We start from the raw sequence: 26,851 nt of genomic DNA, 5'->3' as shown, positions 1-26,851 counted from the left end.
AATCTTTACAGGTCTTGAAGTATTAACGCACTCCATGTTTCAAAATCATCATAAGATTCGATACTACCTTTTTCTGCCCATCTAATTTTAAGTGTATCCGTTTCTTTTGCTTCAACATCATTTGAATGCACAGTAATCTTAAAGACAATACCCATATGAACTTTTCCTACCTCATTTGTGTCATCATTGATGAAGCCTAAATATTCCATATTTTGAGAGTCTTCTTGACACAGACCAACTTCTTCCTCAAGTTCTCTTTGCGCATTAACTCTCAATACCTCGTTAATAGAATCTGCTCCAACAACGTTGTTCATATGTCCGCCAACACCCACTGATGATTGTCCATGTAAACGTTCTTCTCCTCCCCCGGAGAGACGTTCATATACCAGAATCTCACCTTTTTCATTTTCTAATAAGCAATATGAGATAAGTTGCTTGAACGAAGGGTCTTCTTCCATATCACCACGTCTTTTTACTTCATATTCACTTAAAGCATTAAAAATATCTTTGCCTTTAATATTGTTTTTATGCATAAATCCATTAAATGCATTCTTGTCATTATCAAATAATATATTTCTTTTTACTACTATAATTTGTTCATCGAACTTAGACATATTTTTCTCCTTTTCAGGTGTACTTTTCTAACAGTCATTTTAGCAAAAATTAATTAACATTGCGATTGAATATAAAAAATAAATGAAAACAAAAAAAGAGATGACTTTACTCGTCATCTCTTACTCATTAACTATTTTAAAGCTTCTTTAGCTTTAGATACTAATTCACCGAAAGCTTTATCATCTGAAATAGCGATTTCTGATAACATTTTACGGTTAATATCAATTTCAGCTTTTTTCAAGCCGTTCATCAAACGTGAATAGCTGATATCATGTTGACGTGCAGCCGCATTGATACGTGTAATCCATAATTTACGGAAATCACGTTTACGTTGACGACGGTCACGGAAAGCATATTGACCTGATTTCATAACTTGTTGTTTAGCTACTTTATATAATGTATGTTTTGAACCAAAGTAACCTTTAGCTAATTTAATCGTTTTTTTACGACGTGCTCTTGTTACTGTTCCACCTTTAACTCGTGGCATAATAAATTCCTCCTTAGATAGTCTCTATCATATCTTTTCGTTTTAAATCTTATTTTTTGTAAGCTAATAATTGTTTTACGCGTTTCATATCACTCTTAGACACTAATTTTGCTTTACGTAATTGACGTTTTTGTTTAGTGTTTTTATTTGCGAATAAGTGAGATGTGAAAGCTCTAGAACGTTTTAATTTACCTGAACCAGTTCTTTTAACACGTTTAGCTGCTCCGCGGTGAGTTTTCATTTTAGGCATGATTCATTTCCTCCTATAATTTAACGTTTATTTTTCGTTGACAGGCGCTAACATAATAAACATTTGACGCCCTTCCATTTTAGGTTTTTGTTCAACAGTTGCAATATCTTTACATTCATCTGCAAATTTTTCTAATACACGTTGACCAATTTCTTTATGCGTAATTGCACGTCCTCTAAAACGAATTGAAACTTTACATTTATCGCCTTTAGATAAAAATTTACGTCCGTTTTTCAACTTCGTTTGGAAATCGTGTTCTTCGATAGTCGGACTTAAACGTAATTCTTTAACATTAATGACTTTTTGTTTCTTCTTCATTTCTTTTTCTTTTTTCTGTTGTTCGAATTTGTATTTACCATAATCCATAATTCTAGCAACAGGTGGTTTCGCATTTGGTGCGACAACAACTAAATCTAAGTCTACACGTTCAGCCATTTCTAATGCTTCACGTTTAGATTTCACACCAATTTGATCACCATCTTGGCCTATTAAACGTAGTTCTTTTGCACGAATTTTCTCATTAACTTGAGTTTGATCTTTTGCTATGGTTGACACCTCCCAGAGTTTTACGAAATTGTCCCAAGCAAAAAAGAAGAGCGGGTATCACTACCCGCTCTTCTTCCACACACTTATTGTGTAACATGATTAACCTGCCAACTGCTTTTGCGTCGCTACAGGTGAGAAGCGGGTGCTTCTACTTGGTTCGTTTCGTATTCAACATCGCTAATCATATCAGTAATAAACATGTAAGTCAAATCTTTTTTATTTATGATCATGATGTCTAATTTCTTCCATAGAAACATCTTGTCTTAAATCAACTTTTTCAAGTGGTATTTTTTTTGTTTTATATCGTAACTTATGATAAAAGAAGAAAATTAGGAATACAGGAATCCCCATATAAGTTATGAAAAATCGACTTATATCAAAGTCGCCTGTTTTAATAAAGTCAACGTCCTGACCAATAATAACAATCACACATAGTATACCCGCAAAAATGGGTCCAAAAGGAAAAAGTTTAGCTTTGTACTTTAATTTAGATTTATCGTAATCTTGTCTATCAAACGCACGTCTAAATCTAAAATGACTTACTGCGATTCCTACCCATGCAATAAAACCAGTCATTCCACTTGCTGCAACAATATACTCATAAGCATCACCATTAATATGTTGTAAAGCAAAGATAAGGACAACTAAAAATCCAGTTGCCATTAGAGAAATGTACGGCACCCCATTTTTATTAGTTTTTCCGAATGAATCAAAAGCAAGCTTACCTTTACTCATTGAGTAAAGCATTCGTGTAGAAGCATACATGCCTGAATTACCAGCCGACAGCACAGATGTTAAAATAACTGCGTTCATAAAAGATGCTGCAAAAGCTAAGCCTGCATTTTTGAATACAAGAGTAAATGGTGAAGTAGAAATACTGTCTCCACCATCCATTAGAGCTTTACTATCATATGGGATAAGCATGCCTATTATAAAGATTGCTAAGATATAAAATAATAGTATTCGCCAAAATACTTGTTTAATCGCTTTTGGAACAGCACGTTCTGGATTCTCAGATTCACCAGCAGTAATCCCTATTAATTCTGTTCCTTGGAATGAGAAACCAGCAACTAAGAACACACCTAAAATTGAAAGTAAACTTCCGCCTAGATTACCTCCCAATATAGGACCATCACCTTTAGTAAATGTATCAAAGCCAACGAACTCTCCACCCATAATCCCTACTATAGTAAGTAAACCAATGATAATGAAGATAATAACAGTAACGACTTTGATTAGAGCAAACCAATATTCACTTTCGCCGTAGACTCTTACTGATAAAGAGTTTAATGCAAAAATAATTATTAAGAAAATACAACTCCATATCCATGCAGGTATACCTTGCATTGGAGTCCAATATTGGATAACTTGTGCAGCGATTGTGACATCAGCTGCCACAGTGATTACCCAATTAAACCAGTAGTTCCAACCTAATGCAAAACCTAAAGAGGGATCTACAAAGCGCGTTGCGTATGTACTGAAAGAACCTGAAACAGGTAAATAAGTTGCCATTTCACCTAATGAAGTCATTAGGAAAAATACCATTGCTCCGATAATAGCATAGGCAATTAAAGCTCCCAATGCCCCTGCATCATGGATAGCACCTCCAGAAGTCATAAATAAACCTGTTCCTATACATCCTCCAATAGCAATCATGGAAATATGACGATCTTTTAAAGCTCTCTGGACACCGCCATTTTGATTTTCATTTCTATTATTCATAGATGCTCCCTTTCCTTCTCTTAGAGGCTAACATGTAACTATATTTCTGTGTACCAACATTGTATTATTAATGTATGAGAATTTGATGAAAATTTTTTATATATTATACCACTTATCTTCAGATGTCCAAATCAACTTTTCATACTTCGCTTACGCAGAGCACAAACAAAAAGCGGTCACATACCTTTAAGATATGCAACCACTTGGTTTTATCTATATAAGGTAGCACATCACATTCAGTGACAGTACAACTTCTTATCGACAGTTGTCCCAACAATTATAATTTATGGTCTTATAATTATTTCGGCATCGTTACCTTTCGCTAATTCAACATATGTCCCATACGACTTCTGATTACCTACTGATTAAAAATGCAACCTCTAACTCTAATTTTTATTTTGTTTCATCTGTAATATACACGATATCCTCGCTATTTTCAAGTTTATCTACGTTTTTTTAAACGAATTTCATCTACTAAACTCCAAATAAATTCATCTTTTTCAAGTGTTTTTTGATTTTCTGAGCCATATTGTCTAACATTGACTTCATTGTTTTCAACTTCTTTATCTCCAACAACTATTTGATAAGGTATTTTATTCATTTGAGCTTCACGTATTTTATAACCCATTTTTTCATTACGGTCATCGATTTCAACACGAATACCTTGTGATTTAAGCTCATCTTGCAATTGTCTTGCGTAATCATAATGTAAGTCAACATTAACTGGGATAATTTCAACTTGTTTTGGTGCTAACCAAGTTGGGAATGCACCTTTTGTTTCCTCTGTTAAAAACGCTACAAAACGTTCCATAGTTGATACTACTCCACGATGAATAACTACTGGTCGATGTTGTTCTCCATCACTACCAATATATGTTAAGTCAAAACGTTCTGGCAAAAGGAAGTCTAATTGTGCAGTTGATAAAGTTTCCTCTTTCCCCATAGCAGTTTTAACTTGAACATCTAATTTAGGCCCATAAAATGCTGCCTCACCAATAGCTTCTTCGTAAGTTAGACCAAGTTCATCAGAAGCTTCTTTCAACATTGTTTCAGCTTTTTTCCACATTTCATCATCATCAAAGTATTTATGTTTATCTTCTGGATTTCTATAACTAAGTCTAAAGCGATAATCTTCAAATCCAAAATCTTTATAAACATCTTTAATCATATTAACCACGCGCTTGAATTCGTCTTTAATTTGGTCAGGTCTTACAAAGATATGAGAATCATTTAAAGTCATTCCACGAACACGTTGTAAACCAGATACAGCACCACTTGCTTCATAACGATGCATAGTACCTAATTCAGCTATACGAATTGGCAATTCTCGATATGAATGAGGTTTGTTTTTATAAATCATCATATGGTGCGGACAATTCATTGGTCTTAGAACCATTGCCTCATCTTCATCTAATTTCATAGCTGGGAACATGTCTTCTTGATAATGATCCCAGTGTCCAGAAGTTTTATACAAATCAACATTGGCTAACACAGGAGTGTATACATGGTCATATCCCATGCTAACTTCTTTATCAACAATATAACGCTCAATTTCACGACGTATTGTAGCTCCATTCGGTAACCACAATGGCAGGCCAGCACCTACTAATTGATTATTAGTAAACAGTTCTAAGTCTTCACCAATTTTGCGGTGATCTCGTTCACGACGTTCTTCTAACATTTTTAAATGTTCTTTTAAATCTTTTTTATCGAAGAAAGCAGTGCCATAAATGCGTTGTAACATTTTATTGTCACTGTCTCCACGCCAATAAGCACCAGCAGTAGATAATAATTTAAATTCTTTAATTTTTGAAGTAGATTGTACATGAACACCCCTACAAAGATCAGTGAATTCACCTTGTGTATATAGCGTTACATTTTCGTCTTCAGGAATTGCATCAATAAGTTCTAATTTATAGGGATCACCTTTGAAAAATTCCTTCGCTTCATTTCTACTTACCACTTTACGTTCAATTTTATGATTCTCATTTACGATTTGTTTCATAGTTTTTTCGATTTTTTCAAAATCATCTGATGAAACCTTTTCATCCATATCAAAATCATAGTAGAAACCACCTTCAATTATTGGACCTACACCAAATTTCACGTCGCCATATAAACGTTTTAATGCTTGAGCCATTAAGTGTGCAGTAGAATGACGTAACACCTCTAATGCTTCCTCACTTCCTGGAGTGATGACTTCGATTGACCCATCGTTTTCTAATGAACGTGTTAAATCTATTATTTGTCCATTGAATTTGCCTGCAACAGCTTTTTTTCTTAATCCTGGACTTATTGATTGAGCGATATCCTCTGTAGTAGTTTCTTTATCAAATTCTTTAGAATTACCGTCTGGGAATTGAACTTTGATTTGATCCATACTAAACCCTCCTATTTAATAAACATCTGATCGTTGACTTATTGAATCAATAAGATAAAAACCCTAATAACAAAAAAATCTCGTCCCTAGCAAGGGACGAGATAGTCGTGGTACCACCCTAGTTAAGGCGAAGACTTCATTCTATAATGTCTCCACCTATACTCTACATAAGATAACGGTCTTGAGCCGAATATTCATTACAAATATCATCACTGAAGTAGTAATAATTTAATATATCAGCCATATTCTCATCAACTAATGACTTTCTGTGTAATATTGATTAAATTATCTTATCTTCAATAGTTTCAACGATTTAGATTTAATTCCATTATACACTTCATAAAATAAAATTCAATTGTTTCTATAATTTTGTCCTTCTAAATAGTATGGCGTGGATAATGTTTTAATCCTTTCAATAATTCGAGCTGCTTTAGTTTTTTCACTACCATCTCTCGTCATAGAAAGATGATGCTCTAATTCACTATAATCAAAGTTTGAACTAAAGAAAGTTGGTAATTCATGCACCATTCTATAATGTAAAAGAGGTCCAATAACTTCATCTCTTACCCATGGTGTGACTTCTTCCGCACCTATATCGTCAAGCATTAAAATATTTGATTCTCTTACTCGCTGTAATTTCTTCTCAAAACTACCATCTTTGAATCCGCTTTTTAAAGTACGTATAAATTCTGGTAAATAAACTATTGTAGAAGAAATTTTTTCTGATTTAAGTTGATTTGCAATGGCGCCTAGAATAAAGGATTTTCCTGTACCAAATGGACCATATAAATATAAACCTTTTACCTTTTCACTTTTCGTAAGAGACGTACAGATTTCATCTGCTGCCACAGCAATGTCAAGTCGTTCTCTATTATCCATAAAAATATCTTTTAGTTTAGCGTTTAAAGTATCCCGTTGCATATGGTGTGATATAATAAGTTTAGAATTAAATCTTTCTTCATCATATTTAATCTTACATGGACAAGGTAGATATCTAATTTTAATTCTTTCATTTTCTATATATAATTCCGGCACATGCCCTTTTACAAAGTTTGGACAATTCTCAAAACTATGTCCATCATAGTACTTCTGTTGATCTTTAAATTCTTGTAATACATTTAAATCTTCATCAATCGTAGTATTTGTTATTTCATTATGATGTAAAGTTAGGAACTGATTTACATCAGAATCATTAATCACATCTTGTTTTATTTTTTTTATGCGTTTTTCTAAATCTGGTGTAGAACCCATAATATTTTTAAAACTTTTCATTAGTTATCTCCCTCCTTCCATTTCTGATTTAGTTTTTCTATAAATGCTTGTCTATCTTTTTCGAGTTTTTCATCTTTATTACCTGAATCTTGCTGTTTTGATTGCGCATTTCTCTCTTCAAGCCATTTAGGCGTTTTTTCTTTTGAAATAAGTTGCTTTTGACGACTATGATATTTTCTATCTTTTTTATTTTGAACATCATAACTTTTAGGTTTATTAACTTTTAGAGCGTAATCATATGCTTGTTTTGCATTTTCAATCCCTTTTTTCTTCCAATTTGATGCAATTTCAAAAATATAAGATTTAGGTAATTTCATATCCTCTTTAAGCATTACAAATTGTAATAATATATTAATTACACCAAAGTTCATTTTTTCTCTTTCAATCAGTTCTTCAATCATACTTTTTTGAGATTGAGTAGGTTCTGAATCAGACCAACTTGCTAACATATCAATAGGACTCGTATCATCTAAAAGTGTTAACCAATTTTCAGTATGATTTTGGTTTTGTTCATTAAAATCATTTACCTGATTAACATTTAATTGTAATTTGGGTAAATGATTTTCATGTTCAATCAAGTAATAAGAACGAGCTTGTTTACGCATTTCTTCGAAAGACAAAGTTTGATTACTGGTAATTGAGTTTAAAATAATATTTCGCATACCATCAACTGTCAATCCATAAAGTGTTGCTAGTTGAATAATAAGTTCCCGAGCTTCCTTATCAATGATTTCGTTACTTATAAAATGATGATTAAGCATTTTTCTCAATATTTCAAAATCAAAAGTTTCATTAGACAAATCAATGCCATTATAATTTTGAACTTTCTTTAAGTAAGAATTATCTTGTTTAACCATAGTTCTAGGTACACTAAACACTTCAGTAAACTTTCTAGTAGTTTGTTGATAGTTGCCTAAATCTTTATATTCCTTCTCAAAATGAGACCTAAGTGATTGATAACGATTTTTTTCAACTTCGCTATAGAGAAATACTGATAACATCGGATCATTAAAAAATTGATAAGCCGTTGGTGGTTGAACAAGTTGATAAACAAAATGTGTATGCTTTTCGTTATGCTTAACAAATGTCTTCACTAAACCAATCGCTTCAAGGTAATCCATATGCTTTCTAAAATCTAAAAGATTTATCTTTAGTTCATTCATAAAGATATAATGTGTAAGTGTTATGTGATTATCATTATCGACAAATTGGTTCATAAAATGATATAAACCTATTGATTGTAGCCCAATTAAAGGCGTGAACAAGCGATTTAAAATTTCTAAATGTTCAGAAGTTAATTGGAAATGTTTAATGACCTCAAATCCATCCTTTGGCCTTAAACCATATTCATAGGCTTGTAAACCCATTTAATAATCACTCCGTTTATTATCATTCAATATACCTTGCATTGATGCTAATAGTTGGTCAACATCTTTAAATTCTTTATAGACAGACGCAAACCTAACGTACGAAACTTGATCGACATGCATTAATAATTTCATCACATGTTCTCCAATTTCTCTTGATGAAATTTCAGTTTGTCCTTCGTCTCTCAGTTGCCATTCTACTTTATTCGTTATATCTTCCAGTTGTTGATATCTTACCGGACGTTTTTCACATGATCTTACAAGACCATTCAATATTTTTTCTCTTAAAAATTGTTCTCGAGTTCCATCTTTCTTTACAACTATTAGCGGACTTACCTCGATATGCTCAAATGTGGTAAATCGTGTTCCACAATTCTCACATTCACGTCTTCTTCTTATTGCATTTGCTTCATCAGCGTGTCTAGAATCAACGACTCTTGAGTGCGTCGAATTACATTTTGGGCATTTCATTTATGTCACCCTCTTAAGTTTGATTATCGTCAATTATACTATAAAAAGACTTCTTAAAAAAGAAAGGCTATTGATTATACTCTATTTATTATTAATTTACATCAGTAAAATAAAAACAGATATTTTATAAACACAGTAGTTGAATTTCTGATTTTAATTTAGAATTTCAAATTATATTCATCTATCAATTTTTTAAAACAGTTTTCAAACTGTCAAATGCTATAAAATATTAAATTAGTTAACAATGACTGTGTCTTCTTAAGTAAATAAAAATTATGTATAGGTTTATTGACTTAGAGAGTGAAATGAGAAATTTTTAACAAAAGATAACGCTAACAAAGTCTTTAATTTTGTTAGCGTCTTAACGCAAATTCTGTTCATTTAAATATAGATTAAAAATTAATATGAATCTAACTTGAACACATCATTAATTACACGGCTTTAGCTGTTGCCTTATTATTTATCAGCTGGCCTATTTGTTCTGCTACTTCTACAACTCGATTAGAGTATCCCCACTCATTATCATACCAAGCAATAACTTTAACTTTGTTATCCCCCATGACCATAGTAGATTGTGCATCAACTATAGCAGAATTTGGATTTGTATTAAAATCTACTGATACTAATGGTGCGTATTCAACATCGAGTATGCCTTCTAATCCAGCATTTTTAAATGCTACATTAACTTCTTCTACAGACACATTTTTTTCTAAATCAACAACTAAATCGACGAGTGAAACATTTTTAGTCGGAACTCGTAAAGCCATGCCATGTTGTTTACCTTCTACTTGAGGTAAAACTTCTTTCAATGCTTTAGCTGTACCTGTTGATGTAGGGATAATACTTTCATTACAAGAACGTGCTCTTCTTAAATCTTTATGGGGATTATCAATATTTTTCTGATCATTAGTAATGGCGTGAACAGTTGTCATAAGTCCATTGACAATGCCAAATTTATCATTTAAAACTTTAGCAACTGGACCTATACAATTAGTGGTGCAGGAAGCATTACTAAATATATCATATTCATTGACATCGAGTTTATCGTCATTAACACCTTTAACAATCATTTGAACTTTACCACCTTTAGATGGTCCAGTAAGCAAGACTTTTTTTACTCCAGCATGAATATGAGCAATTGCTTTGTCTCCATGATTAAATTTACCAGTTGCTTCGATTACAATATCGATATCTAATTCTTTCCATAGTAAATTTTCAGGATTACGATCTGACACTAATTGAATAAAATGCACTCCTACTTTAATACCATTATCAGTTGGTTCGACTTTTTTATCATATGTACCATGAGTTGTATCATAGTTAATTAAATGTGCAATTGTTTCTGGTGGATAGCTTGCATTAATAGCTACAACGTTTAAATCATTAGTTTTTAAAGCTATACGTAAGACCATTCTTCCAATTCTACCCATTCCATTAATTGCAATATTCGTTGACATTTAAAGCACCCCTTGAGTTTTTATATGTTATACTTTACGAAATTAGTATAACATAATTACTCGTTTTTGAAAGCGGTTACTTAGTATCTTCAAGAAAAGTTTTAACTATCATTAAATATAACTTATTCTTATTATAAATTTAATTATCCTTTTAACTAAAAAGAAAAAGTGCTTGTGAAAATATGTAAACACAAACACTTTTTTAAATCTATTCATTTATAGAGCTAATATAACCTTGTTTTTCTAGTAATTGCTGTAAATTCTGTTTCAATTCAAGTTTATCACCTAAATTATCTATAACATAATCGGCCATTCTACTCTTTTTATCAATAGAAATTTGACTAAGAACTCGGGCTTTAGCATCTTCTTGCGTTAAATTATTTCTTTCCATTAACCGATCAATTTGAATACTTTCAGAAGTATATACTACCCATACCTCATCTACAGTATCTTGCAAATCGTTTTCAAATAATAGTGGAATATCCATTACAACATTAAATCCTTGATTAAGATAGTATTTTTTTTGTTCTTCCATGAGTTCTCTAACAATAGGATGAACAATATTATTTAACACTATGCGTTTTTCAGGATGATTAAATACAAGTTCACCCATATATTTTCGGTTCATTTCTCCGTTATCATCAATGGCTTCTCCTCCAAATGTTTTTTTTATTTGCTCAAGCCCTTTAGAACCTTTTTTTACAGCTTCTCGAGATGCGATATCCGCATCCACGATTTTAAAGCCGTATGCTATTAATAATTCTGATACAGTTGATTTGCCAGTAGCAATACCACCTGTTAAACCAATCACTTTTGGCATATTTTCACTCTTCCTTTATTTCTGACAGATAGGGCAAAAATGACTGTTCCTACTAGCAATCACTTTGGTCTCAATTTCATGCCCACATACTTTACAGATTTTTTGTTTATATACATTTAGATGTAATTGCATTTCTCCAGCTTTTCCATCAGCATGTCGATAATTAGATATACTTGTACCGCCGTATTTTATACCCTCTTCTAACACTTCTCGAACATAATAAAAGAGCATTTCTTTTTCCTGATTAGAGAGTGTATGAGTATTTCTATCAGGTCGAATACCTGCCCTAAACAATGCTTCACAGGCATATATATTACCAGCTCCAGCAATCACACGATGATCAAGAATCACTTGTTTGATAGGTTTATTTACATATTTTCTAATATTAAAACAACTTAAATAATGTGAAAATGCTTCTTCATCAAATGGTTCAGGAGCGATTTCTAAAATTGATGGATAGCTTTCAAAAGCTGCAACATTTCTAATTTCACCAAATCGTCTAATATCCGAATAAATTAATTTTTGATTGTTTTCTAACTCAAAAATAACTTGCCAATGTTTACGGTAGTTAACTACATCGATATCTTCTAATTGATTCACTACAAAGAATCCGCCAGCCATGCCTAAGTGGCTTATTAATATTCTTTGATCATTACCTTTATCAATATAAAAGATAATGTATTTACTACGTCTAAAGACATCCTTTATGACATAACCTTCAGTTAATGATTTAAATGTATCTAGTTCAATTTCTTTAATAATTGTTTCCCTATGGTTATTTTTTCCTTCAATAACATTATTAGCAAAGGCAACTTTCTTAATTTTTTCGTTTTTTACATAAGGTTCAATTCCTCTTTTAACGTGTTCAACTTCTGGTAACTCAGGCATGATGTTATCCTTTCTTTATTTAGCATCGTACCATGTTGATCCATAACTTGAATCAACTTTTAAAGGTACATCTAATTCAAGTGCATTCTCCATAATTTCTTCTACAAATTCACTGAAATCTTCAACTTCTGATTTTGGTAATTCAAATATAAGTTCGTCATGTACTTGTAATAACAATTTTGCATGATAGTTCGTATCTTTAACCTTTTCATTAAATTTAACCATCGCTAATTTAATAATATCAGCAGCACTACCTTGAATAGGCGTATTCATGGCGGTTCGTTCTGCAAAACTTCTTAAGTTAAAGTTTCTACTAATAATATCAGGAATATATCGACGACGATGTAAAAGCGTTTCAACATAACCTTGTGCTTTTGCATCTTTAACAATATCTGACATATATTTCTTAACACCAGGAAAACTAGCTAGATAATCATCAATAAAAGCTTTTGCTTTTTTACGTGTAATACCTAAACTTTGACTCAAACCATAGTCACTTATCCCATATACTATACCAAAATTAACTGCCTTTGCTTGTCTTCTCATAAGACTATCAACGTCATTCGCTTCAACATTGAAAACTTTCATTGCTGTGGCAGTATGAATATCATATCCATGTATAAATGCTTCTTTTAAACTTTCATCTTGTGTAATATGAGCTAGCACACGTAATTCAATTTGTGAATAATCAGCAGATAAAATTACACTATCTTGAGAAGTTGGTTTAAATGCTTTTCTAATTTTTCTTCCTTCTTCTAAACGGATAGGTATGTTTTGTAAATTAGGATCAACGCTTGATAGTCTTCCTGTTTGCGCTAAAGTCTGATTAAAACGTGTATGGATTCTCTTATCTTTACTAATGACCTTTTGCAAACCTTCTACATAAGTAGATTGTAATTTAGAAAGTTGTCTATATTCTAAAATATAATCAATAATTGGATGTTCACCTTGAAGTTTTTCAAGTACATCAACCGCAGTAGAATAACCTGTTTTCGTTTTTTTAATTACTGGCAATTTCAAGGCTTCGAACAATACTACACCTAATTGTTTTGGAGAGTTAATATTAAATTCTTCACCAGCAGCTTCGTGAATATTTTTAATAAGTACATCTAATTTTTCTTGAATTTCATTCTCCATATGTTTTAAATCTTTTTCATCAGTATAAATACCAATTTCTTCCATGTGGCTTAAAATCTTTGCGAGTGGTAATTCCAAATAAGCTAAAAGTTCTACTTGATTATATTCTTTTAATTGAGATTCCATCTTTGGTTTTGAGAGAGCAATACCTTCAGTTATTGAAGCTACATGTTCATTTAATATACGATCTTCTGGCACTTTATATTTTTTTCCTTTTCCATAAACAGATATATTATCTTTAACATAATTTTGACCATATAATGCAACTACAGATTTTACATCGTCAATAGAACGAGACGGATCTATAATGTAACTTGCGAGCATCACATCAAATTGAATATTTGCAATGTTAATTCCTATACGATGCGCTACTATATATGTTTTCTTAGCATCATAAACAATTTTGGATGTTTGATTACTTTCTAACCAATTAATTAAATCCTGATGACTTTGGATATCTTCTACATTGATAACAATATGTAAATGATTAGTGTAAAGTCCAAACTTTAAGATGCGATCTTTAAGATAATTTGTTCCATCAATTTCGAAATGAATTGTAGCATGTTTTAAACTTTTAAAATCGACATATTGAAAATCTGATTCAATTTTAAATGTTTTCTCTATTACTTCATTTTTACTATCTACATCTATATCTGATAATAATTGCTTAAATTCAAGTTTTTTAAATAGCTCTATTTTTTCATCATTATCATCTTGATTAGTTAATTGAGTTTCTTCAAGTGATACATGAATTGGACTATTAACATTAATTGTAGCGAGTTCTTTACTCATCAACGCGTCATCTTTACTATTAATAAGTTTTTCTTTTAATTTCTTAGCAGTTACGTCTTCTATATTATCGTATACACCTTCAACTGAACCAAATTGATTAAGTAATTTAATAGCCGTTTTTTCACCGACACCTGCGACCCCAGGAATATTATCAGATGTATCTCCCATTAGGCCTTTCATATCAATAATTTGTTTCGGTACTAATCCACCATATTTTTCAGCAATAAATTCTGGTGTATAGTGATCAACATCAGTAACACCTTTCTTAGTGTAATAAATTGTGATATTTTTAGTAGCTAATTGGGTTAGGTCACGATCACCAGTAATAATAATGGTTTCAAATCCAGCTTCGTCTGCTTCTTTACTTAAAGTCCCAATAATATCGTCTGCTTCATAATTTTCAAGTTCATATCTTTTAATATGATAAGCATCTAATAATTGACGAATGTACGGAAGTTGTTCACTTAACTCAGATGGTGTTTTTTGGCGCCCCCCTTTATATTCACTGTATATTGAGTGTCTGAAAGTTGTTTTACCAGCATCAAATGCAACTAAAAAGTGATTGGGTTGCTCTTCTTTTACGATTTTTTCAAGTAACATAGCAAAGCCGTATACAGCATTCGTATGAATACCAGCTTTATTAGAAAGGAGCGGTAAAGCATAAAATGCTCTAAAACTTAAACTATTACCATCTATTAACACTAATTTATTCAAAATATGTAACCTCCAGAACAGATTTACATACATTTTAGCATATAAACAAGTACTTAACGAGTCAGCGAGTTTAGTACTTGTTACGCATTAGTTATAACTAATGTGTTACTTTTTAGTGCTTAACGAATATTGAGTTTAACGACTCTTAGTACAGTTAAGCAAACGAAAAAAGACTACATCGTCAACTTTGACAATATAGCCTTTCTCAAAATAATTATTTATCATTAAACGTAACTTTAAATGTTGAACCTTTACATAGTTCACTATCAACACTTATACGACCATTATGAGCTTCAACAATATGCTTTGTAATAGACAAACCTAATCCAGTACCTCCAGAATCTCTACTTCTTGCCTTATCAACTCGGTAAAAGCGTTCAAAAATATGTTTTTGATCATTCTTACTAATACCAATGCCATAATCCTGAATTTCTAAATTAACTCTCTTCGCTTGTCTATACACACGTACAATAACTTTACTCTCTTCTGAAGAATAATTGATTGCATTAAATAATAAATTCGTGATGACTTGAGCTACTTTATTCTCATGAGCTTCGATAATCACATCTTTTTCTATTTCAGACTCAATTTCAATATTTTTATTAATAGCTTGTGTCTGTAAATTATTAATTATATTATAAGCCAACTCTGAAAGATTCATATAGCTCGTTTCTATTTCTTTTTGTTGTTCAATATGTGATAAATCTAATAAATCCATAACTAGAGATTCAATTCTATTAGATTCTTTTAAAATAATATTTAAGAACATATCAAGAGATTGTTCATCATTTTTAGCACCTTCAATTAACGTTTCGGCGAAACCTTTAATTGAAGTAATTGGCGTTTTTAATTCATGAGATACATTTGCTACAAACTCTCTTCTAAGATTTTCCAATTTTTGTATGTTAGTAATATCATGTAATACAACTACCATGCCCTGTAACTTTTTCTTAGACTTAGATAAGATAGGCACACAAGAAACATCAAAGTATTTGGTATGAACATTATTAATATCAACCTCTAGTTGTTCATAAAGCACTTTTTCAGTTCTAAAACTTTCAATGATTAGTTTTTCAATACTATCATCTATAAAACCAATATAACTTTCATTCTCAACCTTTTGCTCTGGACTAAACACTTCATAATATGCATGATTTGCAACAACAATTTCTCCATGTTTATCTATCATCAACACAGAACTCGGAATATTTTCAAGCGTTGTTTTCAATCTATTAGATTGAATTTTTTGGCTGTTATATAACTTTTGCAAACGTCTTGCCAACTCATTTGTAGTCACAAAAAGCGCACGTGTCTCTTTAACATTACTTTCAGGTACACGAACATGATAATACCCATCCGCTAAAAGAGATGTAGCATATGTTACTTCATTAATAGGTCTAATATAAGTACGATTGATGCTTCTACTTGCCAAGTAAACTGTAAATAATACGATAACACCTATAATAGATAAATATTTCCACATTTCTTTTTGTAGATTAATAATTTCATCATTAATTCCACTTATGTATACGATCTTACTATTGATATGTTCTTTAAAGGTATATCGCATACCGATTTTAGTTTCCTTATTTATTAAATCAGAAGGATTAGCTTCATTATCAATTCTATTGTCAATTTTATCTCTATCACCGCTAGAGAAAACAACTTTATCTTCATCTTTAATCACTACAACAGTTTTTTCAGTATTAGCTATATTTTTAATTTCTTGTCCTTTATTGTGATTTAGAAGATTGACATAATTTTGAGCTTCATTTTTTAAATCTTTGATTTGATTGTGAGTTAAAGTTTGATAAATTGTGTTATGAATAATTGCACCTAAACCAATAAAACTAATTATTGTAATAGTACTAATTAATAATAATAAACGATGATGAAACTTTAGCATTAAGCTTTAGGTCTCTCCAATTTATAACCTAAACCACGTACAGTTTTAATTAATTTAGGTTGTTTTGGATTCTCTTCCAATTTATCTCTTAAGTGACTGATGTGAACATCTACAATACGAGAATCTCCAGCAAATTCATAATTCCACACAGAATTCAACATATGCTCTCTCGTAATAACTCTACCTTGTCTTTCTATAAGATACAGTAATAGTTCGAATTCTTTAGGTGTTAACTCTAGTAACTCTTCATCCTTATATACTTCAAAAAATTCAGGACGGATTCGAATGGAACCAATAATAATATCTTCTTCATCAGTATCTTCTTTTTTGATTTCATTTACAAACTTAGAACGTCTTAAAATTGCTTTAACTCTTGCAACCACTTCTCTAGGCGAAAAAGGTTTAGTCATATAATCATCTGCACCTAATTCAAGTCCTAATACTCGATCAAACTCATCATCTTTTGCTGTAAGCATTAAAATAGGTACTAAATTTTTATCAGATCGAATTGATTTACACACCTCAATACCATCTTTTTTAGGTAACATTACATCTAATACAATTAGTTCAGGTTGTTCTTCTTCAACTTTTTTTAATGCTTCTTCGCCATCATACGCAACTTCTACAATGTATCCAGCTGTTTCTAAATTATATTTTAGTAAGGTCACGATTGATTGTTCATCATCAACCACTAATACTTTTTGTGACATGGTGTGCCTCCTAATTTGTTATTACATTTACATTATAACTGATATTCAAATAAAAATAACATAGCTACATATCAATTTTACATAAACTTAACAAAACTTATAAAATTATACTTTATTAAGAGTATATTTGTTTAATATTGTCTTAACATTAATAAACCTATCACCTTTTGTGATAAAAAGATATTCATAACTAACAACTTTGCAAAATCTTTAAAAAGAGCAGATAGGTGATTGCCTATCCACTCTCTCATTAAAGTGTATCTCTATACTATTAACCTAGTTCAATTATATCTATTTCATATTTTTGATAAGTTCATCAGCAAAGTCTGAAGTTGAAACTTCTTTAGCACCGTCCATTAAACGTGCAAAGTCATAAGTAACGATTTTCGAAGCAATTGTTGCTTCAATTGAATCTGTTATTTTATCAGCGGCCTCTTGCCAACCTAAGTGTTCTAACATTAATACAGAACTTAAGATTTCTGAAGAAGGGTTAACTTTGTTTAACCCTGCATATTTTGGTGCTGTTCCATGCGTTGCTTCAAAAATAGCATGACCTGTTTCATAGTTAATATTTGCACCTGGAGCAATGCCAATACCACCAACTTGTGCAGCTAGTGCATCAGAAATATAGTCACCATTTAAATTCATTGTAGCTACAACATCATGTTCTGCAGGACGAGTTAAAATTTGTTGTAGGAAAATATCTGCAATTGAATCTTTAATGATAATTTTACCTTCTTGTTCAGCTTTACTTTGAGCTTCATTAGCAGCTTCTTTTCCTTCTTTTTCTACAATTTCATCATATTGTTGCCATGTGAATACTTTATCACCAAATTCATTATGAGCTAAATCGTAACCCCATTGTTTAAATGATCCTTCAGTGAATTTCATTATATTACCTTTGTGTACTAAAGTAACTGTTTTACGATTGTTATCGAAAGCATATTGAATTGCGGCTCTAACTAAACGTTCAGTTCCCTCTTTAGAAACGGGTTTAATACCAATACCTGATGTTTCAGGGAAACGAATATTAGTTGCTCTCATTTCATTTTGTAAGAATTCAATGACCTTTTTAACTTCTGATGTACCTTCTTTAAATTCAATACCAACATAGATGTCTTCAGTATTTTCTCGGAAAATGACTATATCAACATCTTCAGGACGTTTAACAGGTGAAGGAACACCTTTAAACCAACGTACCGGACGCAAGCATGTAAATAAATCCAATTCTTGTCTTAATGCTACATTTAACGAACGTATACCTCCGCCAATAGGAGTAGTTAATGGACCTTTAACCGCAATTAAATATTCTTTAATAGTATCTAATGTTTCTTGAGGCAACCATTCGCCAGTTTCTTCATAAGCTTTCTGACCAGCTAGTACTTCTTTCCACTCAATACGTTTTTCACCGTTATAAGCTTTTTCAACAGCTACATCGATAACACGACTGGCTGTTTTCCAAATATCTGGTCCAATTCCATCTCCAATAATAAATGGAATAATAGGTTCGTTAGGTACGTTCAACCCAGCTTTACTTTGCGTAATTTTTTCTGCTGACATAAATTTAACCTCCAAATGTATTTAACTTTCAATTGTTAATATATCTTTTTTTATTATCTATCTTCAATAGGAAAATATTTACGATCTTTTTCACCGATATACTTCGCTCTTGGTCTCATAATTCTATTATCTCTATATTGCTCTAAAATATGAGCTATCCACCCTGATGCACGACTAACTGCAAAAATAGGTGTAAATAAATCATGCGGAATATTCATACTATGATAAACAGTAGCACTAAAGAAATCCACATTTGGAATAAGACCCTTTTCTTCTTTCATGCGTTTCTCAATAGCTAGTGACATTTCAAATAATTCACTTTGGCCAGTTTCTTCAGTAATCTTACGACTCATTTCTCTAAGGTATTTAGCACGTGGATCTCCATCTTTATATACACGATGACCAAAGCCCATTACTTTATCTTTATTAGCAAATCTTTCGTCTAAATAACTATCTACGTTATCTAAGCTTCCAATTTCTTTTAACATTGCCATCACTTGCTCATTAGCCCCTCCGTGTAAAGGCCCTTTTAATGAACCAATAGCTGCCACTATGCCTGAATACATGTCAGAAAGTGATGAAACAGCACAACGTGCCGTAAATACAGACGCATTGAGTTCATGATCAGCATGTAAAATTAATGCTTTATTGAATGCTTCAACTTCCACATCCATTGGAAGTTCCCCCCTTAACATATATATAAAATTGGATGCGTAACTTAACTCTGAATTAGGTTTCAAAGGTTCCTTACCTTCTCTAACTCTTGCGAAAGCCGTTACCAAAGAAGCGATTTTAGCTTGTATATGTATTGCTCTATCATACTTATTCTCTTCAGATTCATCTTCTGCATCCGGATCAAAGTGAGCAATATAAGATACTGACGTACGTAGTGCAGTCATTGGATGAAGGTGGTCAGTCACGTACTCTTCAAAGTGCTTATAAACTGTTTCATTAAGTGTCATATATTCAAATAATTTTTCTTTTAATTCGCTTAATTCATCTTTATTTGGAAGTCTATAATTCCATAATAAAAAAATGATTTCTTCGAATTGTGCATTTTCTGCGAGATCATCTATATCATAGCCCGCATATGTCAATTGACTATCTATTATTGAGCTGATTTTTGTTTCAGCTGCAATAACCCCTTCTAAACCTCTTTGTAATTCTGCCATGATTAATTTCCCCTTTACTATTTCTTTATGAAATGGCTTTCAATATGTATTATAGCTAAATTTAAACAATTTGTGAAACATTATAAACCTCGGCAAATTTGGAAAAATGGTATATATCACTGCCTAGGTTTTATGTTAACATCTCTAAAAGTGCTTTAAAACCGACTTTTCCTAGTTAATTACTAATGTTTTTCTAAAATATTAGTATCTTTGCTTTTAGTTATCAAGAATGATTACCAATTATGATTATGCATTTTAGTGAATTTTCACACTTTTTTTCGAAAAGAATTGTATAAATTACTTTATAAGTGCATAATATATATATCTTATAGTAAGGGAGTTGTCTTATGTCTGAGAATTTACAAAGAGAATTGAGCAATCGTCATGTTCAATTGATCGCCATCGGTGGTGCTATAGGAACGGGCTTATTCCTAGGTGCCGGACAAACAATTGCAATGACTGGTCCCTCAATATTGCTTACTTATATAATTATAGGGTTCATGTTATTCATGTTTATGCGTGGATTGGGAGAAATCATAGTTCAAAATACTAATTTCAAATCATTTGCTGATGTAACTAACACCTATATCGGTCCATTTGCAGGATTTGTAACTGGATGGACATATTGGTTATGTTGGATTATTACTGGTATGGCAGAAGTTACTGCCGTTGCAAAGTATGTAAGCTTCTGGTTTCCAGAAATACCAAATTGGATAAGTGCCTTATTCTGTGTACTTATTTTGATGTCTTTCAATTTATTAAGTGCGAAGCTATTTGGTGAATTAGAATTTTGGTTTGCCATTATAAAAATAGTTACAATCATCGCTTTAATTGTTGTTGGTGTTGTAATGATTTTATTTGCATTTAAAACACCATTTGGTCATACGAGCTTAACCAACTTATATCAACATGGTATCTTCCCTAAAGGGTCTTCAGGATTCTTTATGTCCTTCCAAATGGCATTATTTTCATTTGTAGGTATTGAAATGATTGGTGTTACTGCAGGAGAAACCAAAGATCCTGAAAAAACAATACCTAAAGCGATTAACAGTGTACCTATTAGAATTTTAATTTTTTATGTAGGTGCATTAGCTGTAATTATGTCAATTATTCCTTGGGATAAAGTAGATCCCGATAACAGTCCGTTTGTTAAACTATTTGCTTTAATTGGTGTACCTTTCGCGGCAGGAATAATTAACTTTGTCGTATTAACTGCAGCTGCATCATCATGTAACAGCGGTATTTTTTCAAATAGTAGAATGCTTTATGGACTTTCTAATCAGAATCAAGCTCCACCAACCTTTGGCAAAACCAATAAACACGGTGCTCCACATAAAGCAATTATCGCATCTTCTGCATTATTGCTAATTGCAGCATTACTTAATTACATTTTCCCTGATGCAACACTTGTATTTACGTATGTAACAACTATTTCTACTGTGTTATTTGTAGTTGTATGGGCATTAATTATTATCGCTTATATTAAATATATTAGAAGAAATCCAGACCTACATAAAAAAGCAACGTACAAGTTACCGGGTGGACAATACATGGCTTATCTAATTTTGATTTTCTTCGCATTTGTATTTGCATTATTATTTATTAATGTTGACACAAGAAGAGCTATTTATTTCACACCTGTATGGTTTGTTATCTTAGGTATTATGTACTTAAAGTATAAAAAGGTTAACCAACAAACTCAATAGAAAAATACCATCATTAAAGGTTTGACATCATCACCTTTAATGGTGGTATTTTTTATTTGAATTTAAGTAGAGAAAAACCAGTCTTTCACTAAATTGAAAGACTGGTTTATATAATTATTGATTATAGTACGTTAGCATACCCTTCAAAGATTTTACCTTGAGATGCATCTAAAGTAACTAACATGTCATTTTTAATATCTTTTGTGGCTTTTTCTACACCAACAACAGTTGGTATACCTTTTTCTAAACCAACAATGGCACTTGGTGATGTAATCCCATTTTCTTCTGTGATTAAGCCAATTGCTTTTTCAACATAAGGTACTAATGTTTCATCAACAGAATTTGTAATAATTACTTTATCAGATAAATCTTTACCCTCTAAATCGCTAGAACTATCAGCCACAATTGCATGGCCAACTACAGAACCTCTTCCTACACCTTGTCCACGTGCAATTTCATCACCAACTAAGTGTATTTTCATCATGTTTGTAGTACCTTTTTCACCAGTTGGAACACCTGCAGTGATGATGATTAAGTCACCATTAGAAACTCTACCTGTTTCAACAGCAGTTGCTACAGCGTTATTTAATAACGCATCAGTAGTCTTACGTCCTTCCTTAACGACTGGGTTAACCCCCCATACAATTGCACATTGTCGAGCTGTCTTATCACTAGGAGTAACAGCAATAATGTCTGAATGTGGACGATATTTAGAGATTGTACGTGCAGTTGAACCACTTTCAGTAGCTGCTACAATAGCTTTAACGTTTAAATTAAGAGCAGTGTGAGCAACTGACACACCAATGGCATTAACTAATGAAGTCTCAACTAATTTAGTTCGATCGTTTAATAACTTTTTGTAATCTTGAGCTGCTTCAGATGAAACCGCAATATTTCTCATTGTTTTAACAGCTTCTTCCGGATATTGACCAGCAGCTGTTTCACCGGATAACATCACTGCATCTGTACCATCATAAATTGCATTTGCTACGTCACTAGCTTCTGCACGAGTAGCACGAGGATTACGTTGCATAGAGTCTAACATTTGAGTCGCTGTAATGACTGGTTTGCCTAATTTATTACATTTTCTAATTAAATCTTTTTGAACCATTGGTACTTGTTCAGGTGGAATTTCAACACCCATATCGCCACGTGCAACCATTAAACCATCAGATACCTCTAAGATTTCTTCAATATTGTCGATACCTTCTTGGTTTTCAATTTTAGGGAAAACACTTATTTCAGCTTTTTCTTCTTCAAGAATTTGACGAATATCTAAAACATCACTCGGACGTCTCACAAAACTTGCCGCAATAAAATCAACGTTTTCTTTAATACCAAAGCGAATATCATCAGCATCTTTATCAGTTATACCTGGTAAATTAACTTTTACGCCTGGTAAGTTAACACCTTTTTTATTTTTTAATTCTCCTGTATTTAAAATATCACATTTAACTTCGCCTTTATCTTTATCAATTTCTTTAACTTGAAGTTCAACTAATCCATCGTCTAATAAAATATATGAACCAACATTAACATCATTGATTAAGTTTTCATAAGTGATAGAGAATTTCCCAGGAGTCCCTTCTACTTCATTCACACTAACGGTAACTTCTTTGCCCTTTTCTAAAACAATAACGCCATCTTTCATGTTATGTGTACGAATTTCTGGACCTTTAGTATCTAATAACAGACCAATTGTTTTATTCAAACGCTTTGCAACTTTACGAATCGTATCGATTCTAGCTTTATGTTCCTCATGACTACCATGAGAAAAGTTTAAACGTGCAACGTTCATACCTGCATTCATTAATTTCTCAAGCATTTCCTCTGATTCTGAAGCTGGTCCAATTGTACATACGATTTTAGTCTTTCTCATTATATAATCCTCCCAAATATTTTAAATTGATAATTCTTTGGCTAATTGATAGATATTAGCATTAAATTGATGATCGCTTTCTCCAAATATTTCATCAAATGGTGTAGATGTTAATCGATTATTCTTAATACCTACGCCTTTTGCTGTTTCACCCTGTTTCAATAACTCTACCGCATAGCCACCTAAACGTGAGGCTAGAACACGGTCAGCACCTGATGGACTTCCTCCGCGTTGAATATGACCTAAAACTGAAACTCTAGTATCAATATTAATATACTTCATGAGTTCATCAGCACATTCTTGGCCACTCATACAACCTTCAGCAACCATAACGATAGAATGTTTCTTACCTCTTTTAATACCTTGTTCAATTTTTTCTGCAACATCTTTGATGTCAGTTTGTACTTCAGGTAATACAATAGTTTCTGCACCAACAGATAAGCCAGCCCATAAAGCTAAATCTCCACAGTCACGACCCATCACTTCTACAATAAACGTTCTAGCGTGACTTGATGCAGTATCTCTAATCTTATCTACTGATTCAATAATAGTATTAAGTGCAGTATCGAAGCCGATAGTAAAATCAGTGCCATTAATATCATTATCTATCGTACCTGGGATACCAATCGTTTGTATCTCTTTACATTCTTCACTAATTCGTTGCGCACCTCGATAACTACCATCTCCACCAATAACAACTAGGCCTTCAATACCTCTCTTGCGTAAATTTTCTATTCCTTTCTTACGTACATCCCCTTCTTTAAACTGAGAGCACCTTGCTGAGAAAAGGAAAGTACCCCCCCGTTGAATCGTGTCTCCCACTGATCCTAATTCAAGTTTATGAATGTCATCATCAAGTAAACCTTGGTAACCGTGATATATCCCATAAACCTCAATATTGTTGTAAATTGCTGTACGAACTACTGCACGAACAGCAGCATTCATACCCGGAGAATCTCCTCCGCTAGTTAAAACTGCAATCTTTTTCATGACGACATACCTTTCTTTAACTAGATTTATCCTCAACTCTAAATTACCATAAATTTTTTTAACGTTCCATTAAAAGAAAGGTTTTCTATTGATGTAAACGTTTTAAAAAAGTAAAATTTTTTTACAACATAAAATTGAGCTAATAGCCTATGAGAACAACTATTAGCCCTTTGTATTTTTATTCTACAACAGATCCTATTTGTCTAAACTTATTAAAACGATTGTGAACCAAATCTTGAGGTGATAAATCTTCTAAGTCATTAAGGTGATGAATGAAAACATCTTTAATGGTTTGCGCTTGTAACTCAACATCTTTATGTGCACCACCATGTGGTTCTTTAATGACTTCATCAACAATCTCTAAACCTTTTAAATCATTTGCAGTAATTTTCATGGTTTCAGCAGCAATTTGTGCTAAATTACTATCTTTCCATAATAATGTTGCTGCACCCTCAGGCGATATTACTGAATAAGTACTATTTTCAAGTATTAATACACGATTGGCTATACCAATTCCAAGTGCGCCACCACTACCACCTTCACCAATTACTATTGCAATTACAGGTACTTTTAATGAAGCCATCTTAATAAGGTTTGTAGCAATCGACTCACTTTGTCCTCTTTCTTCAGCAGCTTTACCAGGATAAGCACCTTTAGTATCGATAAAGGTAAAAATTGGACGCTTGAACTTTTCTGCTTGTTTCATTAAACGTAACGCTTTACGATATCCTTCAGGATGAGCCATTCCAAAATTACGATATATGTTATCTTTAGTGTCTTTCCCACGTTGTTGTCCAATCAATGTGACTGCTTTACCATTTAAATAGCCAATGCCACCAATCATAGCTGGATCGTCTCTAAAGTTTCTATCTCCATGCAACTCAATGAATGAATCGAAAACATAAGGTATATAATCTAACGTAGTTGGTCTTTCTTGTAAACGTGCAATTTGTACTCGATCCCAAGGTTTTAAATTGGTATATATTTTTTTAGTTTCTCTTTCAAGAGAAGCTTCTAACATATCTATTTCTTCTTGAAGATCAACTTCATTTTTCTCTTGAGATTCTTTTAAAGACTCAATTTTATTTTTTATTTCAAAAAGTGGTTTTTCAAAATCTAACATTCTCGACTCACCTCTTGATGCATTTTTAATATATTTGATAGAGTTTCTCTCATATCTTTACGATGAACAACTTTATCAAGTTGTCCATGCTCTAAAAGAAATTCAGCTGTTTGAAAGTCATCCGGTAACTTTTCATTAATCGTTTGTTCAATCACACGTCTACCTGCAAAACCAATGAGTGCCTTAGGTTCACTTAAATTAATATCACCTACTGAAGCAAAACTCGCAGATACACCACCTGTCGTTGGATGAGTAATATAAGAAATATATAATAATCCAGCATCAGAATGACGTTTTAAAGACACACTTGTTTTACCCATTTGCATTAATGAGATAATACCTTCTTGCATTCTCGCACCACCGCTTGCAGAAAATAAAATAAAAGGTAGGAAATTGTCAGTGCAATAATCTGTAATTCTACAAATCTTTTCACCAACAACTGATCCCATACTTCCCATTCTAAAGCGTGCATCCATGACTGCTACGCCATATTTAATGCCGTCAAGTTCAGATGTACCAGTAACTACTGCTTCTTTTAAACCAGTTTTTTGTTGATCTTTTTCAATCTTTTCTATGTACCCAGGAAAATCCAATGGATTCGCAGAGGTCATATCCTTGTCGAATTCTATAAATGTTCCTTCATCAGAAATTGCTTCAATTCTTTTATATGCTGTTAAAGCGATATGATGATCGCAATTAAAACATACGTTTAGATTTTCTGATAATTCTTTTGTGTACATAATTTTTTTACATTTGGGACATTTAGTCATTATCCCAGATGGTACATCATTTTGTTTAGAATCTTGCACAGTTAAATATTTCTTTTTCTTACTTCGACTAAAAAAATCTTTAAACATTGGTAAACCTCCAAATAACCTCTGTTACAC

22 protein-coding genes, 1 riboswitch and 1 other annotated feature are annotated in these 26,851 nt (G+C 32.2%); of the genes, 1 reads left to right on the top strand and 21 read right to left on the bottom strand.

Annotated elements, in window-relative coordinates:
• Nucleotides 1-5: 5 nt before the first annotated feature.
• The 17 genes from DYE57_RS05490 to DYE57_RS05410 all read right to left on the bottom strand — a co-directional run bounded on the left by DYE57_RS05490 (nt 6) and on the right by DYE57_RS05410 (nt 20,266).
• Nucleotides 6-614 (bottom strand): NUDIX domain-containing protein, encoded by a 609-nt coding sequence (locus DYE57_RS05490; protein WP_115313169.1) that lies wholly within the window; start codon nt 612-614, stop codon nt 6-8.
• A gap of 131 nt (nt 615-745) precedes the next feature.
• On the bottom strand, nt 746-1,102 hold the full coding sequence (rplT, locus tag DYE57_RS05485; RefSeq protein ID WP_115313168.1) for a 50S ribosomal protein L20: 357 nt from the start codon (nt 1,100-1,102) through the stop codon (nt 746-748).
• Nucleotides 1,103-1,151: 49 nt separating this feature from the next.
• Complete coding sequence (gene rpmI / locus DYE57_RS05480; protein ID WP_115313167.1) at nt 1,152-1,352, bottom strand: 50S ribosomal protein L35; 201 nt, start codon at nt 1,350-1,352, stop codon at nt 1,152-1,154.
• 27 nt (nt 1,353-1,379) lie between these two features.
• Entirely contained in the window at nt 1,380-1,907 is a 528-nt protein-coding gene (gene infC, locus DYE57_RS05475) for a translation initiation factor IF-3 (RefSeq protein WP_115313166.1), read from the bottom strand.
• A gap of 27 nt (nt 1,908-1,934) precedes the next feature.
• Nucleotides 1,935-2,058, bottom strand: a sequence feature (ribosomal protein L20 leader region).
• Nucleotides 2,059-2,114: 56 nt separating this feature from the next.
• Entirely contained in the window at nt 2,115-3,620 is a 1,506-nt protein-coding gene (locus DYE57_RS05470) for an amino acid permease (RefSeq protein WP_115313165.1), read from the bottom strand.
• 215 nt (nt 3,621-3,835) lie between these two features.
• Nucleotides 3,836-4,011, bottom strand: a riboswitch (Lysine riboswitch).
• A 51-nt stretch (nt 4,012-4,062) separates the two neighbouring features.
• Nucleotides 4,063-6,000 carry a threonine--tRNA ligase gene (gene thrS / locus DYE57_RS05465; protein ID WP_115313164.1) on the bottom strand — a complete coding sequence of 646 codons (1,938 nt, stop codon included), beginning with the start codon at nt 5,998-6,000 and terminating at the stop codon, nt 4,063-4,065.
• A 351-nt stretch (nt 6,001-6,351) separates the two neighbouring features.
• Nucleotides 6,352-7,272, bottom strand: coding sequence for a primosomal protein DnaI (dnaI, locus tag DYE57_RS05460; RefSeq protein WP_115313163.1), 921 nt, complete (start codon nt 7,270-7,272; stop codon nt 6,352-6,354).
• A complete protein-coding gene (locus tag DYE57_RS05455; protein WP_115313162.1) occupies nt 7,272-8,639 on the bottom strand; it encodes a replicative helicase loading/DNA remodeling protein DnaB in 1,368 nt (455 codons plus the stop codon). Before DYE57_RS05455 ends, dnaI begins: the two co-directional genes overlap by 1 nt.
• Nucleotides 8,640-9,110, bottom strand: coding sequence for a transcriptional regulator NrdR (nrdR, locus tag DYE57_RS05450; protein ID WP_115313161.1), 471 nt, complete (start codon nt 9,108-9,110; stop codon nt 8,640-8,642).
• 431 nt (nt 9,111-9,541) lie between these two features.
• On the bottom strand, nt 9,542-10,567 hold the full coding sequence (gene gap / locus DYE57_RS05445) for a type I glyceraldehyde-3-phosphate dehydrogenase (protein ID WP_115313160.1): 1,026 nt from the start codon (nt 10,565-10,567) through the stop codon (nt 9,542-9,544).
• A 208-nt stretch (nt 10,568-10,775) separates the two neighbouring features.
• On the bottom strand, nt 10,776-11,387 hold the full coding sequence (gene coaE, locus DYE57_RS05440) for a dephospho-CoA kinase (RefSeq protein WP_115313159.1): 612 nt from the start codon (nt 11,385-11,387) through the stop codon (nt 10,776-10,778).
• Nucleotides 11,388-11,402: 15 nt separating this feature from the next.
• Entirely contained in the window at nt 11,403-12,275 is an 873-nt protein-coding gene (mutM, locus tag DYE57_RS05435) for a bifunctional DNA-formamidopyrimidine glycosylase/DNA-(apurinic or apyrimidinic site) lyase (protein ID WP_115313158.1), read from the bottom strand.
• Between the two features lie 15 nt (nt 12,276-12,290).
• Complete coding sequence (polA, locus tag DYE57_RS05430; protein ID WP_115313157.1) at nt 12,291-14,918, bottom strand: DNA polymerase I; 2,628 nt, start codon at nt 14,916-14,918, stop codon at nt 12,291-12,293.
• A gap of 214 nt (nt 14,919-15,132) precedes the next feature.
• Nucleotides 15,133-16,824, bottom strand: a complete 1,692-nt coding sequence (gene pnpS, locus DYE57_RS05425; RefSeq protein ID WP_115313156.1) for a two-component system histidine kinase PnpS — start codon at nt 16,822-16,824, stop codon at nt 15,133-15,135.
• Complete coding sequence (locus DYE57_RS05420; RefSeq protein WP_115313155.1) at nt 16,824-17,534, bottom strand: response regulator transcription factor; 711 nt, start codon at nt 17,532-17,534, stop codon at nt 16,824-16,826. Before DYE57_RS05420 ends, pnpS begins: the two co-directional genes overlap by 1 nt.
• Before the next feature lie 291 nt (nt 17,535-17,825).
• Nucleotides 17,826-19,094 carry an NADP-dependent isocitrate dehydrogenase gene (gene icd, locus DYE57_RS05415; RefSeq protein ID WP_115313154.1) on the bottom strand — a complete coding sequence of 423 codons (1,269 nt, stop codon included), beginning with the start codon at nt 19,092-19,094 and terminating at the stop codon, nt 17,826-17,828.
• A 53-nt stretch (nt 19,095-19,147) separates the two neighbouring features.
• A complete protein-coding gene (locus DYE57_RS05410; RefSeq protein ID WP_115313153.1) occupies nt 19,148-20,266 on the bottom strand; it encodes a citrate synthase in 1,119 nt (372 codons plus the stop codon).
• 347 nt (nt 20,267-20,613) lie between these two features.
• On the opposite strand from DYE57_RS05410, the gene DYE57_RS05405 reads away from it, so the two are divergent.
• Complete coding sequence (locus DYE57_RS05405; RefSeq protein ID WP_115313152.1) at nt 20,614-21,972, top strand: amino acid permease; 1,359 nt, start codon at nt 20,614-20,616, stop codon at nt 21,970-21,972.
• A 121-nt stretch (nt 21,973-22,093) separates the two neighbouring features.
• On the opposite strand, the gene pyk is transcribed toward DYE57_RS05405, so the two are convergent.
• The 4 genes from pyk to accD all read right to left on the bottom strand — a co-directional run bounded on the left by pyk (nt 22,094) and on the right by accD (nt 26,821).
• Nucleotides 22,094-23,851: a pyruvate kinase gene (gene pyk, locus DYE57_RS05400; protein WP_115313151.1), complete on the bottom strand. Its 1,758-nt coding sequence runs from the start codon at nt 23,849-23,851 to the stop codon at nt 22,094-22,096.
• 21 nt (nt 23,852-23,872) lie between these two features.
• Nucleotides 23,873-24,841, bottom strand: a complete 969-nt coding sequence (gene pfkA / locus DYE57_RS05395) for a 6-phosphofructokinase (RefSeq protein WP_115313150.1) — start codon at nt 24,839-24,841, stop codon at nt 23,873-23,875.
• A gap of 178 nt (nt 24,842-25,019) precedes the next feature.
• Complete coding sequence (locus DYE57_RS05390; protein ID WP_115313149.1) at nt 25,020-25,964, bottom strand: acetyl-CoA carboxylase carboxyltransferase subunit alpha; 945 nt, start codon at nt 25,962-25,964, stop codon at nt 25,020-25,022.
• Nucleotides 25,958-26,821: an acetyl-CoA carboxylase, carboxyltransferase subunit beta gene (accD, locus tag DYE57_RS05385; RefSeq protein ID WP_115313148.1), complete on the bottom strand. Its 864-nt coding sequence runs from the start codon at nt 26,819-26,821 to the stop codon at nt 25,958-25,960. Before accD ends, DYE57_RS05390 begins: the two co-directional genes overlap by 7 nt.
• Between the last annotated feature and the right edge of the window lie 30 nt (nt 26,822-26,851).

It is taken from the genome of Staphylococcus saccharolyticus (genome assembly GCF_900458815.1).
Taxonomy (GTDB): domain Bacteria; phylum Bacillota; class Bacilli; order Staphylococcales; family Staphylococcaceae; genus Staphylococcus; species Staphylococcus saccharolyticus.
The sequence above is the reverse complement of the archived record's forward strand: the minus strand, read 5'-3'. Positions and strand labels throughout refer to the sequence as shown.

Coding starts and splice junctions, on each gene's coding strand:
- DYE57_RS05490 (WP_115313169.1), bottom strand. CDS start 614: ATGTCTAAGTTCGATGAACAAATTATAGTAGTAAAAAGAAATATATTA.
- rplT (WP_115313168.1), bottom strand. CDS start 1,102: ATGCCACGAGTTAAAGGTGGAACAGTAACAAGAGCACGTCGTAAAAAA.
- rpmI (WP_115313167.1), bottom strand. CDS start 1,352: ATGCCTAAAATGAAAACTCACCGCGGAGCAGCTAAACGTGTTAAAAGA.
- DYE57_RS05470 (WP_115313165.1), bottom strand. CDS start 3,620: ATGAATAATAGAAATGAAAATCAAAATGGCGGTGTCCAGAGAGCTTTA.
- thrS (WP_115313164.1), bottom strand. CDS start 6,000: ATGGATCAAATCAAAGTTCAATTCCCAGACGGTAATTCTAAAGAATTT.
- dnaI (WP_115313163.1), bottom strand. CDS start 7,272: ATGAAAAGTTTTAAAAATATTATGGGTTCTACACCAGATTTAGAAAAA.
- DYE57_RS05455 (WP_115313162.1), bottom strand. CDS start 8,639: ATGGGTTTACAAGCCTATGAATATGGTTTAAGGCCAAAGGATGGATTT.
- nrdR (WP_115313161.1), bottom strand. CDS start 9,110: ATGAAATGCCCAAAATGTAATTCGACGCACTCAAGAGTCGTTGATTCT.
- gap (WP_115313160.1), bottom strand. CDS start 10,567: ATGTCAACGAATATTGCAATTAATGGAATGGGTAGAATTGGAAGAATG.
- coaE (WP_115313159.1), bottom strand. CDS start 11,387: ATGCCAAAAGTGATTGGTTTAACAGGTGGTATTGCTACTGGCAAATCA.
- mutM (WP_115313158.1), bottom strand. CDS start 12,275: ATGCCTGAGTTACCAGAAGTTGAACACGTTAAAAGAGGAATTGAACCT.
- pnpS (WP_115313156.1), bottom strand. CDS start 16,824: ATGCTAAAGTTTCATCATCGTTTATTATTATTAATTAGTACTATTACA.
- DYE57_RS05420 (WP_115313155.1), bottom strand. CDS start 17,534: ATGTCACAAAAAGTATTAGTGGTTGATGATGAACAATCAATCGTGACC.
- icd (WP_115313154.1), bottom strand. CDS start 19,094: ATGTCAGCAGAAAAAATTACGCAAAGTAAAGCTGGGTTGAACGTACCT.
- DYE57_RS05410 (WP_115313153.1), bottom strand. CDS start 20,266: ATGGCAGAATTACAAAGAGGTTTAGAAGGGGTTATTGCAGCTGAAACA.
- DYE57_RS05405 (WP_115313152.1), top strand. CDS start 20,614: ATGTCTGAGAATTTACAAAGAGAATTGAGCAATCGTCATGTTCAATTG.
- pyk (WP_115313151.1), bottom strand. CDS start 23,851: ATGAGAAAGACTAAAATCGTATGTACAATTGGACCAGCTTCAGAATCA.
- pfkA (WP_115313150.1), bottom strand. CDS start 24,841: ATGAAAAAGATTGCAGTTTTAACTAGCGGAGGAGATTCTCCGGGTATG.
- DYE57_RS05390 (WP_115313149.1), bottom strand. CDS start 25,964: ATGTTAGATTTTGAAAAACCACTTTTTGAAATAAAAAATAAAATTGAG.
- accD (WP_115313148.1), bottom strand. CDS start 26,821: ATGTTTAAAGATTTTTTTAGTCGAAGTAAGAAAAAGAAATATTTAACT.